General features: G+C 29.8%; 9 protein-coding genes. 1 reads left to right on the forward strand and 8 read right to left on the reverse strand.

What is annotated here, in order from left to right; genetic code table 11:
- Window positions 1-56: 56 nt before the first annotated feature.
- The 4 genes from ACJJVK_RS04085 to ACJJVK_RS04100 form a co-directional block, all read right to left on the reverse strand.
- Complete coding sequence (locus tag ACJJVK_RS04085) at window positions 57-1946, reverse strand: glycoside hydrolase family 97 catalytic domain-containing protein (RefSeq protein ID WP_405563477.1); 1890 nt, start codon at window positions 1944-1946, stop codon at window positions 57-59.
- 70 nt (window positions 1947-2016) lie between these two features.
- On the reverse strand, window positions 2017-2925 hold the full coding sequence (locus tag ACJJVK_RS04090) for a family 43 glycosylhydrolase (protein WP_405563479.1): 909 nt from the start codon (window positions 2923-2925) through the stop codon (window positions 2017-2019).
- An 89-nt stretch (window positions 2926-3014) separates the two neighbouring features.
- Window positions 3015-4595: an arylsulfatase gene (locus tag ACJJVK_RS04095; protein ID WP_405563481.1), complete on the reverse strand. Its 1581-nt coding sequence runs from the start codon at window positions 4593-4595 to the stop codon at window positions 3015-3017.
- A gap of 20 nt (window positions 4596-4615) precedes the next feature.
- Window positions 4616-6196: an arylsulfatase gene (locus ACJJVK_RS04100; RefSeq protein ID WP_405563483.1), complete on the reverse strand. Its 1581-nt coding sequence runs from the start codon at window positions 6194-6196 to the stop codon at window positions 4616-4618.
- Between the two features lie 883 nt (window positions 6197-7079).
- Between ACJJVK_RS04100 and ACJJVK_RS04105 the strand changes: the two genes are divergently transcribed.
- Window positions 7080-8039 (forward strand): T9SS type A sorting domain-containing protein, encoded by a 960-nt coding sequence (locus tag ACJJVK_RS04105; protein WP_405563485.1) that lies wholly within the window; start codon window positions 7080-7082, stop codon window positions 8037-8039.
- A 905-nt stretch (window positions 8040-8944) separates the two neighbouring features.
- Here ACJJVK_RS04105 and ACJJVK_RS04110 read toward each other — a convergent pair.
- The 4 genes from ACJJVK_RS04110 to ACJJVK_RS04125 form a co-directional block, all read right to left on the reverse strand.
- A complete protein-coding gene (locus ACJJVK_RS04110) occupies window positions 8945-11110 on the reverse strand; it encodes an immunoglobulin domain-containing protein (protein WP_405563487.1) in 2166 nt (721 codons plus the stop codon).
- A gap of 127 nt (window positions 11111-11237) precedes the next feature.
- Complete coding sequence (locus tag ACJJVK_RS04115; protein WP_405563488.1) at window positions 11238-12149, reverse strand: DUF1735 domain-containing protein; 912 nt, start codon at window positions 12147-12149, stop codon at window positions 11238-11240.
- Between the two features lie 20 nt (window positions 12150-12169).
- The gene (locus ACJJVK_RS04120) at window positions 12170-13903 is read right to left on the reverse strand and encodes a RagB/SusD family nutrient uptake outer membrane protein (RefSeq protein WP_405563490.1); all 1734 of its coding nucleotides are present in this window, start codon (window positions 13901-13903) and stop codon (window positions 12170-12172) included.
- 28 nt (window positions 13904-13931) lie between these two features.
- Window positions 13932-16721 (reverse strand): SusC/RagA family TonB-linked outer membrane protein, encoded by a 2790-nt coding sequence (locus ACJJVK_RS04125; RefSeq protein ID WP_405563491.1) that lies wholly within the window; start codon window positions 16719-16721, stop codon window positions 13932-13934.
- Window positions 16722-16764 lie beyond the last annotated feature (43 nt).

Consider the following 16764-nt stretch of genomic DNA (forward strand, 5'->3'; position numbering starts at 1 on the left):
AAAAAACATCTTTATTATACTCTTTCTCATCCTTTTAGGCTATCAAATTTTTTTATTTATACAGGTCTAATCCACATACAATGTCCACTACCTGCCACTATATTGGCTTTAATTACATCTCCCTTTTTAACTGTTGCTGTTCTTACTTGGTAAGCTTCTGGGTTTGTTTTACTATTGGTTTCTTTAGTATCTTCGTAATAAGTAACAGTATATGTTTTGTTTTCTTTAAGAAAGTCTAATGAAAAATCTAACGTACCACCTTTACTATGAACTGATCCTATAAACCATTCATCTCCATGTCTTCTTGCTGTAGAAATGTATGCGTCCATTTTAGCATGTAAAATTTTAGTTTCATCCCATTTACCTACAGGCATTTCTTTTATAAATTCAAATAAGTCAAGTTTTTCTGCATAGGCTTCTGGTGCATCTGGTATACAAACCAAACCACTAAAAATAATTAAGGTTCTTGCTGCTTCTGCTACAGATGTAGTTTGTAAAGAATTTCTTTTTTTGGGTCCTTTTTGTCTTTCTCCTGCATTTACACTTGTCACATCAAAAATTCCATTGTTCATATCTAAAGGACCTTGTAACGCATTAATTAATGCCATTCTTATAAAAGTTTTAGGTGTAAAAGCTTTTCTATAGTCTTGTTGTGCATGACAAAATTCTCTTGTAATAGCATTAGGATAGGTTCTAGATACACCTGTAAAAGGAACAGGTCCATCATGAAAATCTATCAATAAATTACTCTCCGCACTCAAGCGTATAGCATCTCTAGTAAAAGGTACTTTTGGCCCCATAAAACCGTACTTAATCCCTTTCATATTTAAAGACTTGTAGTATGGAAACAATTCTTTATCTCCATAATTCCCATGTCTTCTATCATAATAAAGCAACAGTTCTACTTCTTTTTCTTTAGCATACTCAATCACTTTTTCTAAATCTAATTTTTCTGACAAAGTCATTTTACCTGGCTCTACATGTGTATACCAAGCATCATCTATCATAAAATATTCTATGTCGTTTTCTGCAGCAAAATCTATAAATCTGTAATAGCTTTCATTATCAATTCCATAAGTAAATCCATCTTTTGCTGTATATCCATGCACTCTCCAATCCCATAAAGTTTTACCTGGTTTAATCCACGATGGGTCTTTTATTTTATTTTCAGCTGCAACGTTTAACGACACTGTATTAATTAATAAATCACCTATAGTATCTTCTACAAGAATGACTCTCCAAGGCGTTATAATATTGTCTTCTTTAGATGTAAAATCGTTTTTAGAAATTAACTGTTTACTTTGTTTATCAATCTGTAAGCTCATTACATCAAAACCAGAAGCACTTATTAAATCTGACTCTAAAATTGACACATATTTATCTTGAGAAACTTCTGCCACTAATGGTATTTTTAAATGGTGTTTTTTAGTATCTAATTGCGTCAAATTTTCTACAGAAACAGGCTCTAAAAGTTTTCCTGAACCTGCTGGAGAATATAATTGCGATTTATTAGACAATCCATATTCAATAAAAAACGAAGATGTACTGTTTTTTGGCAATTCTGATACTTTAAAACGAAAAGCCAATCCGTTGATATAGGATCTTATAAAAAGAGTTGCAGGAACTCCCTCATAATTTAAAGTAACTTCTAATTCATTATAATGATTGTTAATTTCACTAAACTGCCCCCAAACAGGATTCCAACTTTTATTTACTTGTTTTTGTTTAGTGTTTACGACTTCTACTTTTGAATTTTGTAAAATTGAAATCTTAGAGTTTAGAATAATTTCTGTATCATTTTTGTACAAATTATATGTTAACTTATTTTCTGAATTATCTAACTTTACTGTAAGTTTTCCGTCTGGTGATACTAACTCTAGGTGAGGTTGTTTAGCACAACTATATTGTAACAAGAATAAACTTAGAAAGTAAATTATTTTTTTCATTTTGATAATGTTTTTTTTTATTAAATTTCTCTACACTTTTGTTTTATTGATATTAATTAGTTATCAAAATTTACTTTTTTTCTAAAGTGTATATAATGGGCATAATTGTATTATCTTCTCTAAACGTCATTTTTTCGAAACAAGTAGATCTTTTATGAAACGAACCATTATTAATGTCTCCTCTATGGTAAAAGAAATACCAATTATTCTTAAATTCTATAACAGATGTATGATTTGGTGCATTTGGTGCATCAGGAGCTAATTCTCCCTTTAAAGTTGCATATTGTGGCAATGGAGTATCTGCCATCCAATATTTGGTAACTTTACCTACCCTAGCATGAAAATAATAAATATTGTTTCTTTTAAAAACGTGCACTGCTTCATTAACTTTTTCTTTACTTAACTGAACCCATGGCCCATCTAATTCGATCATATTATCTTTTAACTTTGCACCCATAATATGAGACCCTGGTTCGCCAATATTTACTTTATGGTCATTACCATAAATATAAGCCTGACCATCATCATCTACAAAAACTGTAGGATCGAAAATAGTTGTAATTTTATCTGAAACTGCTTCTTGCCAAGGACCTGTTGGTGTTTTACTTTTTGCGACACCTATATGTGTTTTATCGTAAGGAAAATAAAAATAATACCATCCATTTTTATAGGCTACATCAGGCGCATTCATTTGCCCTTGAGCCCAACTGTACTCTCTTGGTTTAAGCACAACTCCATGGTTTTTCCATTTTTTTAAATCTGTAGACTCTAAAACAGCATAATCTTGCATAGTACTATAACCTACTGCATTTTTTACATCTCTAGAAGTATACACATAAACGGTATCATTAAAAACCTCTGCTGCTGGATCTGCTGCATATATAAATCCGGCATCTGATTTCTTTAAAATTGGATTTTGTGCATTAGAGAAATTACTAACTATTACTATTAAAAAAAATACTAAACTTATTTTTCTCATAACTTATACTTTATTTAAAGACTCTAATGATGTTAAATAATTTGTATTAAAAAACCATTAAAGCACTAAAAAATCTATTTCTATAAAACCTAATTAATTATTGATTCTATTTGTTTCCAACCTTTCATCTCCTCATTCTGTTGAGTAGCTCCTTTTGTACTTCTACCATCTAAAATTATCTTTTTTAGTGCTACTTTTAAGTCCTCTGCTTTTTCAGGGTAACTTGCAATTAAATTCTTAGTCTCTGCTACATCTTCTTTAATATTGAATAATTGCATTTCTGGTAAGTCTAATTTTTGTTTTTTAATTTGACCTGGTTTAGGATAACTCCAACCACCAGAACCTTGTGTAAAACACAATTTCCAATCTCCTTGCTTTATCGCAAAAGCACCTTCTATAGAATGATAAACAATATACTCTCTAACTTCTTTTTTGCTATTACTCGTTAGTAATTGTAACATACTAAAACTATCTTCAGCTTCTGTTTCTTTAATATTATAACCCGTAATTTCTGCACAGGTTGCAAAAAAATCTGTTGTACTAATTGTTTGCTCGATATTTTTGTTTTTTTCTACATTATTTGGCCACTCAACAATAAATGGCACATGATGCCCTCCTTCATAAATATCTGCTTTCATACCTCTAAACACATAACTTGGGTTATGGTTAAATTTTGCTAATTCTTTAAAATTTGCTCTTGGAGATGTACCATTATCACTAGTAAACACCAATAATGTCTTTTCTGAAATACCTAGGTCTTTTAATTTATTTCTAATTTGACCAACAACATCATCTACTTGCATTACAAAATCTCCGTATTCATTTGTATTACTTTTTCCTAAAAACTCTTTTGATGGTAAAATAGGTGTATGTGGAGCTGGTAAAGGAAAATATAAAAAGAAAGGTGCATCTTCTTTTGCTTTTTCATCAATATAACTAATAGCTTTATCTGTTAAATCTTGTAGTAAGGTTTCATGAACAAAATCATTAGAAGTTGGTCCATTTCTCCAATAACCTTTTGCGTCTTTACCTACGGTATTTTTTGTTGGTACTTGTGTAGCGTAATCATTTTCTACAAATACATAAGGAGGCATATCTAAAGACCCAGATAATCCAAAAGAATAATCAAAACCATGAGTTGAAGGTCCGTTTTGAATTGGAGCTTTATAATTTACTTTTTGAATTGTTTTCTTATTTGTTAAGCTTTCTTCTGAAACCTCATTTTCAAATTCCCAATCCCAACCTAAATGCCATTTACCAATAAAACCAGTTGTATAACCTTTCGATTTTAATACATCTGCAACTGTTGTTCTATTAGGTTTAATTAATGATTTTGAATATCCACTTAAAACACCTCTTTTTAACTTCGTACGCCAATTATAACGCCCTGTTAGAATACCATATCTAGTAGGTGTACAAACTGCAGAAGAAGTATGTGCATCTGTAAACATGGCTCCATTAGAAACCATTTTATCTAAATTAGCTGTTGGTATTTTTCCTTCTGAATTAAAGGCTTGTATATCTCCATAACCTAAATCATCTGCTAAAATGTAGATGATATTTGGTTTTTTAATAACACTGTAACCAACCTCATTTTTTACTTTAGAGCTACTACAAGCAGTAAAAATTAATATTGATATTATTAAAAGTTGATATTTTTGAATGATCATTATTTTCTTTAATTATCCTCTTATTTTACAATTTCTTTTATCTGTTTCCAGCCTTCCATTCCTTCATTGGTTTGTATTGCTCCTTCTGTACTTCTACCTTCTAAAATAATTTTCTTAAGCGCTGCTTTTAGCTCTGCTGCTTTTTGAGGCATTTTTGTTATTAGATTTTTAGTTTCTCCAACATCGTTTTTAATATTGAATAATTGCATTGCTGGTAAATCTAATTTTTGTTTTCTAATTTCACTTAATTTTGGATAACTCCAACCTGCGGAACCTTTTGCAACGCACAATTTCCAATCTCCTTGTCTTATTGCAAACGACCCGTCTATAGAATGATGAACTGTATATTCTCTAATTTTTTGATTCTCGTTTTTTAACAATAATGGCAACATGCTAAAACTATCTTCTCCTTCTGTTTCTTTAATTTGATAGTTTGTAATATCTGCACAGGTTGCAAAAAAATCTGTTGTACAAATAGTTTGATTAGAACTTGCTTTTTTTAATGCTTTGTTGGGCCATTCTACAATAAAAGGCACCCTATGTCCTCCTTCATAAATATCAGATTTCATACCTCTAAATACATAACTTGGATCATGATTAAACTTTTCTAACTCTTCAAAATTTGCTCTTGGAGAGCATCCATTATCACTTGTAAAAACTAATAATGTATTTTCTGAAATGCCTAAATCTTTTAATTTTTCTCTAATTTGACCAACAACATCATCTACCTGCATTACAAAATCTCCATACTTATTGGTGTTACTTTTTCCTAAAAATTCTTTTGTAGGTAAAATAGGTGTATGCGGTGCAGGTAATGGAAAATATAAAAAGAAAGGCTTCTCTTCTTTTGCTTTGTCATCTATATAAGTAATTGCTCTATCTGTTAAATCTTGTAAAACGGTTTCATGTACAAAGTCATCAGAAGTTGGTCCATTTCTCCAATGCCCTTTTGCATCTTTATTAACCGTATTTTTTGTTGGCACCATTGTTGGCATGTCATTTTCTACAAAAACATAAGGTGGCATATCTAAAGAACCACAAAAGCCAAATGTATAATCAAATCCGTGGGTAGAAGGCCCATTTTTAATAGGTTCTTTGTAATTTACTTTCTGAATTATATTTAAACTATTAATTTTTTTAACTTCAGATTCGTTTTCAAAACTCCAATCCCAACCCATATGCCATTTACCTATAAAAGCAGTTGAATATCCTTGGTTTTTTAAAATGTCTGCAACTGTTATACGATTTGGTGTAATTAGTGATTTTGAATAACCACCTAACACACTACTTTTTAAGCGACTCCTCCAATTATAACGTCCTGTTAAAATACCATATCTAGTTGGTGTACAAACAGCAGAAGAGGTATGTGCATCTGTAAATTTTATACCATTTTCAGCCATTTTATCTAAATTAACTGTTGGTATTTTACTATTAGGATTAAAAGATGTTACATCTCCATACCCTAAATCATCTGCTAAAATGTAAATGATATTTGGTTTTTTAGCAACTACACTTTTGCCTTCTTTTTTTATTTTAGAAGTACTACATGCTGATAAAATAAGTATCACTATAATTAGTAATTGGAAACGAAATTTTGCCATTGTTTTTTTTTATTTATAAAAAATTGTTTTTTTTTCTAATGCTCTTTTTTCTAAATTCTGTATTTTATCTTCTCAGATTTCTTAAAATTGGAAGCATTTATTTTAGCTTTTTAGGTTGTTATTTTGTTAAATTAATTTGTAATTCTATTTCAGTTGAAAGATTGTATAGTTTTGGTTTATTTTTTTACATGAAATTACACTCATCAAAATAAATAGAAGCAATATTTTTCTCATAAATTGTAATTTCATTTTATAAATTTAGTATATAATTTTCTTCATAAATTATTCTAAAATAACCAACACTAGAAGCAAATTCAAATATAAAAATATCAAATCCTTTTTGGAGAAACTATTGTTGCAGCTATCGACTATAAATGTTGCAGATTTAAAGAATTGCAGCAATAGTAGTGGTTTAGAGAGTACATACATTAGCTATAGAGACAATTTTAAACCTACATCTGATTTATAATTTTTGTTTCTGCTTTTAAAAAACAATTACTTTTAAAAACATTTCTTTTTATTATGTAAAAACGTTTTTAAGATTAAAAGAACATTATTATTGTTTACACTTAAAAACAATTAAGCCAATTACATCTTTAAGTTATAGTCTATTTTATCTTTTCTTGTAAATTAAACTCTACATTAGGGTTTGACTCAAAAAACTAGATAATTAGCTAATCGATTATGTTGTTAGTTTAATATCATACTTATCTAATTAAGATTCTTTAATTGATCTTTTACTCTATAAACATTCTACAAAAAACAGCAGTATCTTACTTAATATTAACTTTTTTGTACTCTTTTGAAACAAAAATAGGTTATTGACTTCTCTATTTTGATCTAATTTGCAGGTAACTATAATTAATAATTTAAAACCTTTATGATGAAAAAATTACATTACATTTTTACTCTAACTTTTTTATGTTTATGTGTTACTTTACATGCTCAAGAATACAATTTTGAAAATGATACTGCTGGTGAAGCTGCTTCAAATATATCTTCGTATGTAGGAGGTGCAACCGTAGTTGCTTATGGTGGTAGTAATACTTTAGAAGTAACAGACTATGTGGACGGAAACATAGGTACCTTTACTTTAGACGAGTTTCCTGATAGTAAAGATTATTCTGTGACTTGGAAACAAACAATGTCTGGAAATGGAAGAAAAACTGGTATTCTATTAAAAGCACATGGTACATCTCAATACCCTGATGTAATAAAACAAGGATATTTATTTATTGTAGCTAACCATATAAGATCTGATTGGCAAAATATAGAAATTAAAAGATATGAACCAAGTGGAACTAGCCCTGCTGCTCCAACATTAAAAAAGGCAAATTTAGCTGCACAAACTTCTGGTGTACCTCGTTGGTATAGAGTTAGTGTTGATGGATCTACTTTAACGGCTGAATACTCAGATGATGGGGATGCAGCAACCCCAACTTGGATAACAGTTGTTACTGCTACAGATGATGTTTATGAAGATATTTCTGGAGGAACATTGTTACATCAAGGTTTTCAAAGCCCAGTTGGCGAATGTTTTTTTGATGATATTACATATACAAATTTAGGTGCAACTGCATCTAATGACAATGTTACTTTTAATGACTATTTATTATATCCTTCATATTCTAAAGATAAAATAAATGTTATATTAAAAACAGCCGTAAATAAAGTTGATATCAGTATTACCTCTATAGTTGGTAAAGTAGTACAACAATACAATAAAATTAACCCTACTGATAAATCAATAGTATTAAATGTTTCAAACTTAAATAGTGGTATCTACATTGTAAAAATAGTAGCAGATGGTAAAATAGCTACTCGAAAAATAGTGAAAGAATAACTATTCTATTAAAAACTATAATTACTAAAAAGGAGTGCTTTTATTTTATTAGCACTCTTTTTTTTATCTTTTTTAAACTAAAAAAAGAAGAGTATTTATTATAACTTTTATCAAAATTAATATTTACTGATTAACTAAGAAAGATAAAAATCACAAAAAACTAGGTTCTTCTATAAAAACTATGTGTCTTTCTACTTCTAGATTAAATGAAAAATAATTGATATAAAACTCTACAGGGTACTAGACCTAAATACCATCTTTATTATATCAAATTTTAACTTTCGATTTGCCTACAGCTGCTTTTTTTGTGATATTAATCATTTTACTATTATGGTAAAACCTGCTTAATAAAAACGTTGTTTAACGCTTCCATAAAGGTTTTTCTTTCAATACTGTCAGAAAAAAAAGAGTCTTTAGTTTCATCTAAACCTTATAAAGACTGATTATTTATTACTAAGTTTAAACTAAATGCATTACTAAAAAATTTTGCATAAAAAACAGCACCTGAATTACCAGATGCTGAATTAATCACAAAAAAATCAACAAATTTATTTTTTTAAAACATAACTTTATTTAACTCAAAATCACTTCTTTTATCACTAGAATAACTATACTTGATTTTACAAAAGGCAACCTTGTTATAATTATTATCAGATAATATTTTTTTGTCCCTCATAATATTTGAGGTCAATAAAAAAAAGTTCTCACAATGAGTATCTATTCTACTCTAAAAATTTCCTTACTTACTTTCTATACAATATTAAATATTCTTATAGAATCTATTTTCTAATATTAGGAGTAAAAATGTTACATATAGCTTTGTTTTAACTATAAATGATGAATAACACAAGTATTATTAGAAAACCATCACTTATTATAACTCTAAATGTAAATTGTTTTTTGAACTACTGAACTAAAACTTTCCCTCTTTTAATAATAGATTGATTCTCTAAATTGTAATACTTAACAACATATACAAAAATACCTCGGCTGTTTTTATTAGGCAACCAACCTTTTTCAATTGAACCTGAACTAAATATTTTTTGGCCTCTGATGTTATATACTTCTATCTGATATTTTTTTATCTGATTAATAGCATTATAAGGTTTTAGAACATCTTTTGAGGAGTTTAAATAACTTGGAAACAATAACTCTAATCTAGATAATAGGTTTTTATCTATAGACAATATATTATCACTTTCATCTCCTACAAAACCCTTTCTAATATCTGTAAAAGTAAACTTAACAGATTCGTTTGTTATATAATTTACAGTCATTGCAGGTTGTTTGTTATTATCAATTTGTAAACGTGGATAAGATGTGTTATCTAAAGCAGTATCTAAATAAAATGTACTATTTGTACTTGGGGTTAATAGCCATTTTGTTTGCCCTCCTGTAGAGCCACTTCCTGTCATTTGTGGTACAGTAGTTCTTTGAGTTCTTATTCTTGGGTTTGCTACACTACCAATACAGTTTATATAGTAATAACCTTCTGATGTGCTTTCTTTAATTGTCCACTCAACTTGAGAACCAGTAGTTGATGTTGAAGTAGTAAAAGCATCTTCTCCATTGGCACCTAATCTAACATTAAAACCAGGAGTATCTATATAATATCTTGCATTAGGGTCTGGAAAAGGTACATTTACACTCTCAACAGTTACATGAAAGGTAACAGACATTCCACATTGACTAGTACCATTAAGAAATGTTGCAGTATATTCCCCTGAATTATCTTCTGTAATATCTCCAAATGTTATTTCCCTTGAGTTTGATACAAAATTATTAGGGCCTGTCCAAGTCCAATTTCCAGAAGTAGGTTGTGGACCTATTTGTAATTTATCTCCTTCATTTAACGTAATGCTACTATTTACTAGCCAAGACACATCGTTTATTCTGTAATATGGTGTAATATTTGCACCATTGTTACAATCTAATCCTATAGTGATTACAATATGATTTACATCTCCTTGTGGGCTGATATACGAAGCAACGTAATCTCCAGCATTTAGATCTGTAATATTTGTTAAATCAATTTCTCTAGTATTTGCCTTAAAATTATTAGGGCCTGTCCAAGACCAAACCCCATCAGCAGGTAATGGAGCTAGTTTTACATTACTACCAGCTGAAGTAATTACAGATGTACCCTCTAATATTTCTCCAGAATCAACTTGATAACTCCCTGTTAAAGTTGGCATATTTTTTAAGTATAACGCCATTTGATTTCTACCACCACCATTAATGGAACCATTACTTTGGTTGATGGTTCTCCAAATATCATACATCACTAAACCATCTACATTAGAAGCAATAGCCGTTTCTAAACGACTACCTGTTTTATTTTTGTCATTGTGAGTAACTTCAGAATCCCAAATTGGTAAATTTTTCAACTTTGCCAAATCAATAAATTCTTTCCAACTTTCGTGATTAAATCCTAAATTATGTGTTGTTGCTACTGTAATGTTATCTGCAATAGTTGTTTGCTTCATTACATTTATACTTGCTGGTATTCCCCACGCACAAGATCCCACTAATTCTGCTCCGTTTAAATTTCCATTTAAACTGCTATAAATAGTACTTATTTGACTAGCACTCCAAGCTCCTCCAGGAGCTCCATCTTCGTTAAAAGGGTTGATCCATGCACATTTATATTCGTAAGAAAATTGAATGATTCTGTCTATCAAAGCGTTTGTTTTACTATCATCATCCTTCACTGTACAGATGTCTGCTATATCTAAAATACCACAAGCAACTCTTTGACCACCTGAATGTTGAGCAGGATTTGCAAAAATAGGATAACCTGCTGCTACTGCTTTGTTATAAAAATAGTCGAACATGGTTTTATTAGGAGTATGCCCTTCTGCAAAAATTGGTATACGAATACCATTTACGCCTAAGTTTTTAAAACCTATAAGTAAATAATCTGCTTGTGCTTCTGTAGTTATTTTATTTTGAATAAAAGCTTGTTTTACGTCACCAATAACATAATCCATGTTGTTGGTGTAAATAGTAGTTTGCGCAATAGCACTTATAAAAGTTAATAATGCGATAAAAGTTAAGTGGATTTTTTTCATTTTCATATTTTTTTTAAAACTATATTCCAAAAAAATAAGGCCAATATAAAATACCAGCCTTATTTACCTAATACAAAACAATAATTTTACATAAAGTCTTATTAATAAGTTTTCTATTACAACTTAATTATATACCTGTTTGATTTACACCGTCTACAACTCTATTTCTAAATGCTAATACATCATTTGCAGTATAATTAACTCCTAGAGATTCAAAAGAATAGTTTAGTGTTATTGTACGAGTGGCAGGGTCATAAAAAGACCCACCATCATCTGTTATTGCTATAGCTCCTGTTACACTTTCTATAGTAATTGTATTATCATCTGCAATTACAAGATTCATTTTATCATTATTTCCTCTTAAATTAGCAATACCATCACATTGAACTGTTGTAGGGTTTATCATAGTTATTGATACACCTTCTAAAACATCACCAGAATATTCAATTGTTTCTTCAGTAGTTCCGTCATTTTTTACATATTGTCCATTCTGAAAATAATTTCCATACAACTGATTTATATAAGAAAAGCTTATTACAGTAGTTTTAAGATTAGCTAAAATAGAATCTGCTTTTACAACATTGTCTAACTGAAATCCTAAAGCATAATTATTACCTAAAGAAGTAGCATCGTTTAGATAGTTTATAGAGTCTGCCTTTACATAAACAAAACCTTGTAATTTACCCGCAGAAATAGTAATTTTATTATCAACAACTGCATTTCCTTCACTATCAACCAATTCATAATAACTATCAGGTAATACTGTATACCCTGCGTCAGTTACTAAGTCATCATTTAAAGAAAAAGTTATTTCTACATTTTCTGTATTTTCCAGTCTTCCTCCTAAAACAGCACCTACACCAATTTTCATGCCTTCATCCATAATAAAAGTTCTGTCTATTTGTTCTTTTGGTAAATAAACTGAAGTAAATTCAAACTCATTCTCTAAAAAATCTTCATAAGCACAAGAACCAAAACTAAATGTTATTAATAATAACAGCGTTAAATATTGAATTATTGTTAATTTATTGTTTTTCATAATCTTTAATCTTTGTTTGTTTACCACCCTGTATTTTGCTCTAAATTAGTATTAATCAATAACTCGTTATAAGGTAATGGTAAATAATAATTTTTTTCTTCATATATTCTTCTTTCTACCTCAATACTTTGATAAGTAAAAGTATCATCTGCATTTTTTACAACTTTTACCCCTTCAATATCTTCTGTATTAACAATATCTTTCCATCTTCTTAAATCATGGAATCTATCACCTGTAAAACATAACTCAATACGTCTTTCATTTTTAACTAAAGCTCTAAAATCAGCTTGTGTGGTTGCAGCTGCATCTAAAAAAGGATCTACAATAATACCCCCTCTTTGTCTTACTCTTGCCAAAACTTCTTTAGCAGAATAGTTTAAACCAGCAGGAATTAAATTTGGATCTCCATAAGCTTCGTTTAATGCTTCTGCATATATTAAATAAATATCTGTTAAACCCAATTGTACATATACTTTAGGTAATGTTGTTGTAGCACTAACTGTTGCAGGATCGAAATCTAAATTGCTTAAAAATTTCTTTAAATAATACCCTGTTCTTGTTCCACCACTTTGGTTAAATCCTCCATAGTAATCTTGTCCTCCTTCATAAATTTCTAAAGGAGAGAACTGACTACACGATTCTGATGTGAAACACTGATCTTGATTATAAAAAACAAATTTATAAAACCTATCGTCTCTTGAAGCATAAGGCGTGCTAGCATCATAAGTACTTGATGTATTATCTATAGGATATCCACTGGCATCAGGAAAAGCATCAATTAAGTTTTGTGATGGATTTACTTGACCACTACCATATAATGATGGCGGATATAATCCTTGTTCTAAACTATTATTATTAAAACCATTACGCATTCTCCATATATGATCTGGATTATCTTGTCTACTAAAATTAAATGCTTGTAAAGATTTTAGACCTCCATTTTGTTCAATTAAATCATGTGCATATTGTGCTGCAGTTTCCCATTTTGTTGCATCATTTGTTGGATTAAATGCTGGACTAGCAGCATACAAAGCTACTTTTGCTTTTAAAGCATAAGCTGCTAAACCACTTGCTCTACCAGTTTGTGTAACATCAAAAGCAGGATTGTTAGCTGCTGTTCCTGTATATACAAGAGGTAAATTTTCTATTGCCACCTCTAAATCTGCTATAATTTGAGCCACACACTCATCATAAGTATTACGAGTTAATTCTGCGTACTCTTCATTTTCTAATGTACTATTTACAATAGGAAAACCTAACATTGTTCCACTACCTGAAGGACCACCAAAAACTTTTAACAACTCCCACTCTGCCCATGCTTTTAAAAAGTGAGCTTCTCCATAATACCTTGCAATTGTTCTTTCATTTAAATCAGCTTGAGCTGGATCTGGGTTAAAAATTTGCCCTTCATTATGCACCAACTCAATATACTGAAATATTTGTCTCATATTATGGTAAGATTGCTGCCACACATATCCATAAGGATTGTCTACTGAATTCCAATTACCTGTTACTAAATTTGTTTGTGAAGAATTTTTTACAGCATTATCTGTTAAATATTCAATAGAAAAATCATTAAAATAATTAAATGAATAATCTGAATAAAGATCATCTATAATTCCTCTAGATTTACCTATAGTTTCTGTAATCATCTCTTCTGTATTGTATTGTATTTGATCTTCTAAAAAATCACTACATCCAAACATACCAAGCGTTAAGGTAAAAACTATTACTATTTTGCTTTTAAATTTCATCTTATTATATTTTTTTACCATTGGTTGATTAAAAATTCATTGTAGCTCCAATTACAAAACTTCTCATCATTGGATACTCAGACAATCCTGCTGCTGGATCTTCTGGATCTAAGTCTTTAAGTTTACTAAATACCGCCAAATTGCTACCTCTTAAAAACAACTTAACATCTTTAATTGGTGTTTTAGACATTACTGATTTAGGTAAAGTATAACCTAACTCTAAATTAGAAATTCTAAAAAAACTTCCATCTACAATCCAATAATCTGAATTTCTGTAATTATTAACACTTTGCAGCGTACTTAATCTTGGATTTTGATTTCCATTAGGTAAATCGCTATTTACACTACCATGATAAGTAGCTAATCCGTAATGTTTATAATATGAATAACTATTTAGGTTAATATCATAATCTGCAACACCCATACCAACTACATCTAAGTTTAAGCCTTTATATTTAAAACCTACATTAATTCCGTAATTGAATCTTGGTGTATTGTTTCCAATAGCTCTTTGATCTCTAGCATCAATTACGTTATCATTATTTTGATCTACATACCTAATATCTCCAACTTGTACTTCTCCAAACTGTGGTAATGCATCTCCAATATTTTCTGCAGTAAATAAACCATCACTTACATATCCCATAATTCTATCTTCTGGCTGCCCTTCTGCTAGCCTATATTGATCTGGATAAGGCACTTCGTCAATTTTTTCACCAATAATTTTATTATATCCTGCATTAAAACCTACACGATATTTAAAAGGTTTTTCTGTTTCGCTAAAAGTTAAGTTTGCATTAAAACCTTTATTTCTTCTTTTTTTAAAGTTTAACATCGGTAAATAAGTATCATTACCTAAAGCATCTGCATATAAGGCACTTGCTTTTGTTAATTGACCATCAATTAAAATATTAAAATAATTAAACGAAATATCTAATTTTTTCAACATTTTTAATTCAATACCAGAATAAAACTGATTATAAACTACCCAATCTATATCTTCATTAGCAACATTTGCTAATCTAAAACCATACTTACCTTGTGGTGTATTACTTGTTCCTAAATAGATAGTTCCATTGTTACTACCACCTCCCCAAGTATCTAAATAATAAAAAGTAGAAGCTGTATATTCTGTTCCTATTTGACCATAAGAAGCTCTCAATTTTACGAAATCGAAAATATCATTATCCTTTAAAAAATTTTCATTAGAGGCAACCCATGCTAAACCAACAGTAGGATAAAAGCTAGTTCTGTTACTATTTATAAACTTAGAACTGCTACTCATATTAGCATTTGCAAACATGATGTATTTGTCTTTTAAAGAATAAGAACCATTTAAGTTAACTGTAATATTTCTATTATCTGGAGCTGAAGCTGTATTATTAGGCTGATAATAAAGTAAATGGCTTAAATTTAAATTTAAAACATCTGTTTCATTAATATTCTTAGCATAACTTAAATTTCCACCATAACTTATAGTAGTTAAAAAATTTGTGTTAGACCTGCTCACACCAATCTGTACACTATTACTTGTATGAGACCTTACTGATAAGGAATCTAACCCTTGTTGATCTTGTAAATACTCTAAAGTATATAACCCTGGAGTATTATTAGAGATTAACGATTGAGCATCGAATGTTCTCATCATTAAATAAGTGCTATATTTTAAACCTGGAACATAGTCTTCTAAGTCAAAATCTAACCCTAAATCAAAAACTAAATTCGCTGTATAATCAGTTCTTATACCTCCTGCTTCTAATTCAGCCAACAAATTGTTGCTATATTGATTATTTACTACATAAGCAGAGTCACCTACTTGTAATGGAAAAGCATTTGCAGGTACGTTTGAAATCCATGAAAAAACTGTGTTAGGGCCTAAAACTGCTCTTTCGTTTTCTGTAAATTTACCATAAACACTTGCGCGAACATTTAGTAAATCGTTTACTTTTGTATTAATTTTAGTTCTAAAGTTAATATCTTTACCTTTAGTGGTTCCAACAGATTCTAACCCTTCATAACCTGTAAACCCTAAAAAAGCACTATAAGAAGTTTTTTCATTTCCTCCATAAATTCCAATAGAACCATATTGAGAAACTGCAAGATCAGATACAAATTCATCTTGATAATCTACGTTAGGGTATTTAATAGGATCGCTTCCATTTTCATAAGCATTAATAGCTTCTTGGCTGTAAACAGTTCCAAAACCATCATTTGTTGATGCTTGATTTATAACTTTAGCATACTCTGCTGCAGAAAGTAAATCTGGCATTTTTGTAGGCATATTAACAGCTCCTTGGTAATTTACCTCAATATTAAACTTGGTAGGTTTACCTCCCTTTGTAATTACATAGATTAGTCCATTATCTCCTAAATTTCCCATCAGAGAATTAAATGTACCATCACTTAACACTAATACTTCTTCTACCTCTCTTAAATCTACTTGCAAACCTCTTGGTTGCCCATCTATTAAAATATAAGGTGTTCCGCCATTTAACACATAAGTATAGGCTTCTGAACCAGAAATACTACTAGATTTTATTATTCTTAAACCAGGTACTCTACCTCTTAAGGCTTCTGATAAATTATCTCCTGCAGTTTGCCTAAGTTCTTCACCAGAAATGCTAAAAACTGCACCTGTGGTTTTACTTAAATTAAAAACACCAAAAGGGGTTTTTAAAATTCTATCGTTTTCTATTTTTAATGAATCCTTTTGAACTAGGCTGCTAGGAGAATTGTTTTGCGCAACTCCTAACTGAATTGTTAGTACATAAAGAAAGCCAAAAATAAAAATTTTTAATTCTGATATGATTCGTTTCATCTATTACATTTGTTTTTTAAGTTCTTCATTAGTTCAGTTTATA

It is taken from the genome of Polaribacter sp. Asnod6-C07 (genome assembly GCF_045063625.1).
GTDB lineage: Bacteria > Bacteroidota > Bacteroidia > Flavobacteriales > Flavobacteriaceae > Polaribacter > Polaribacter vadi_A.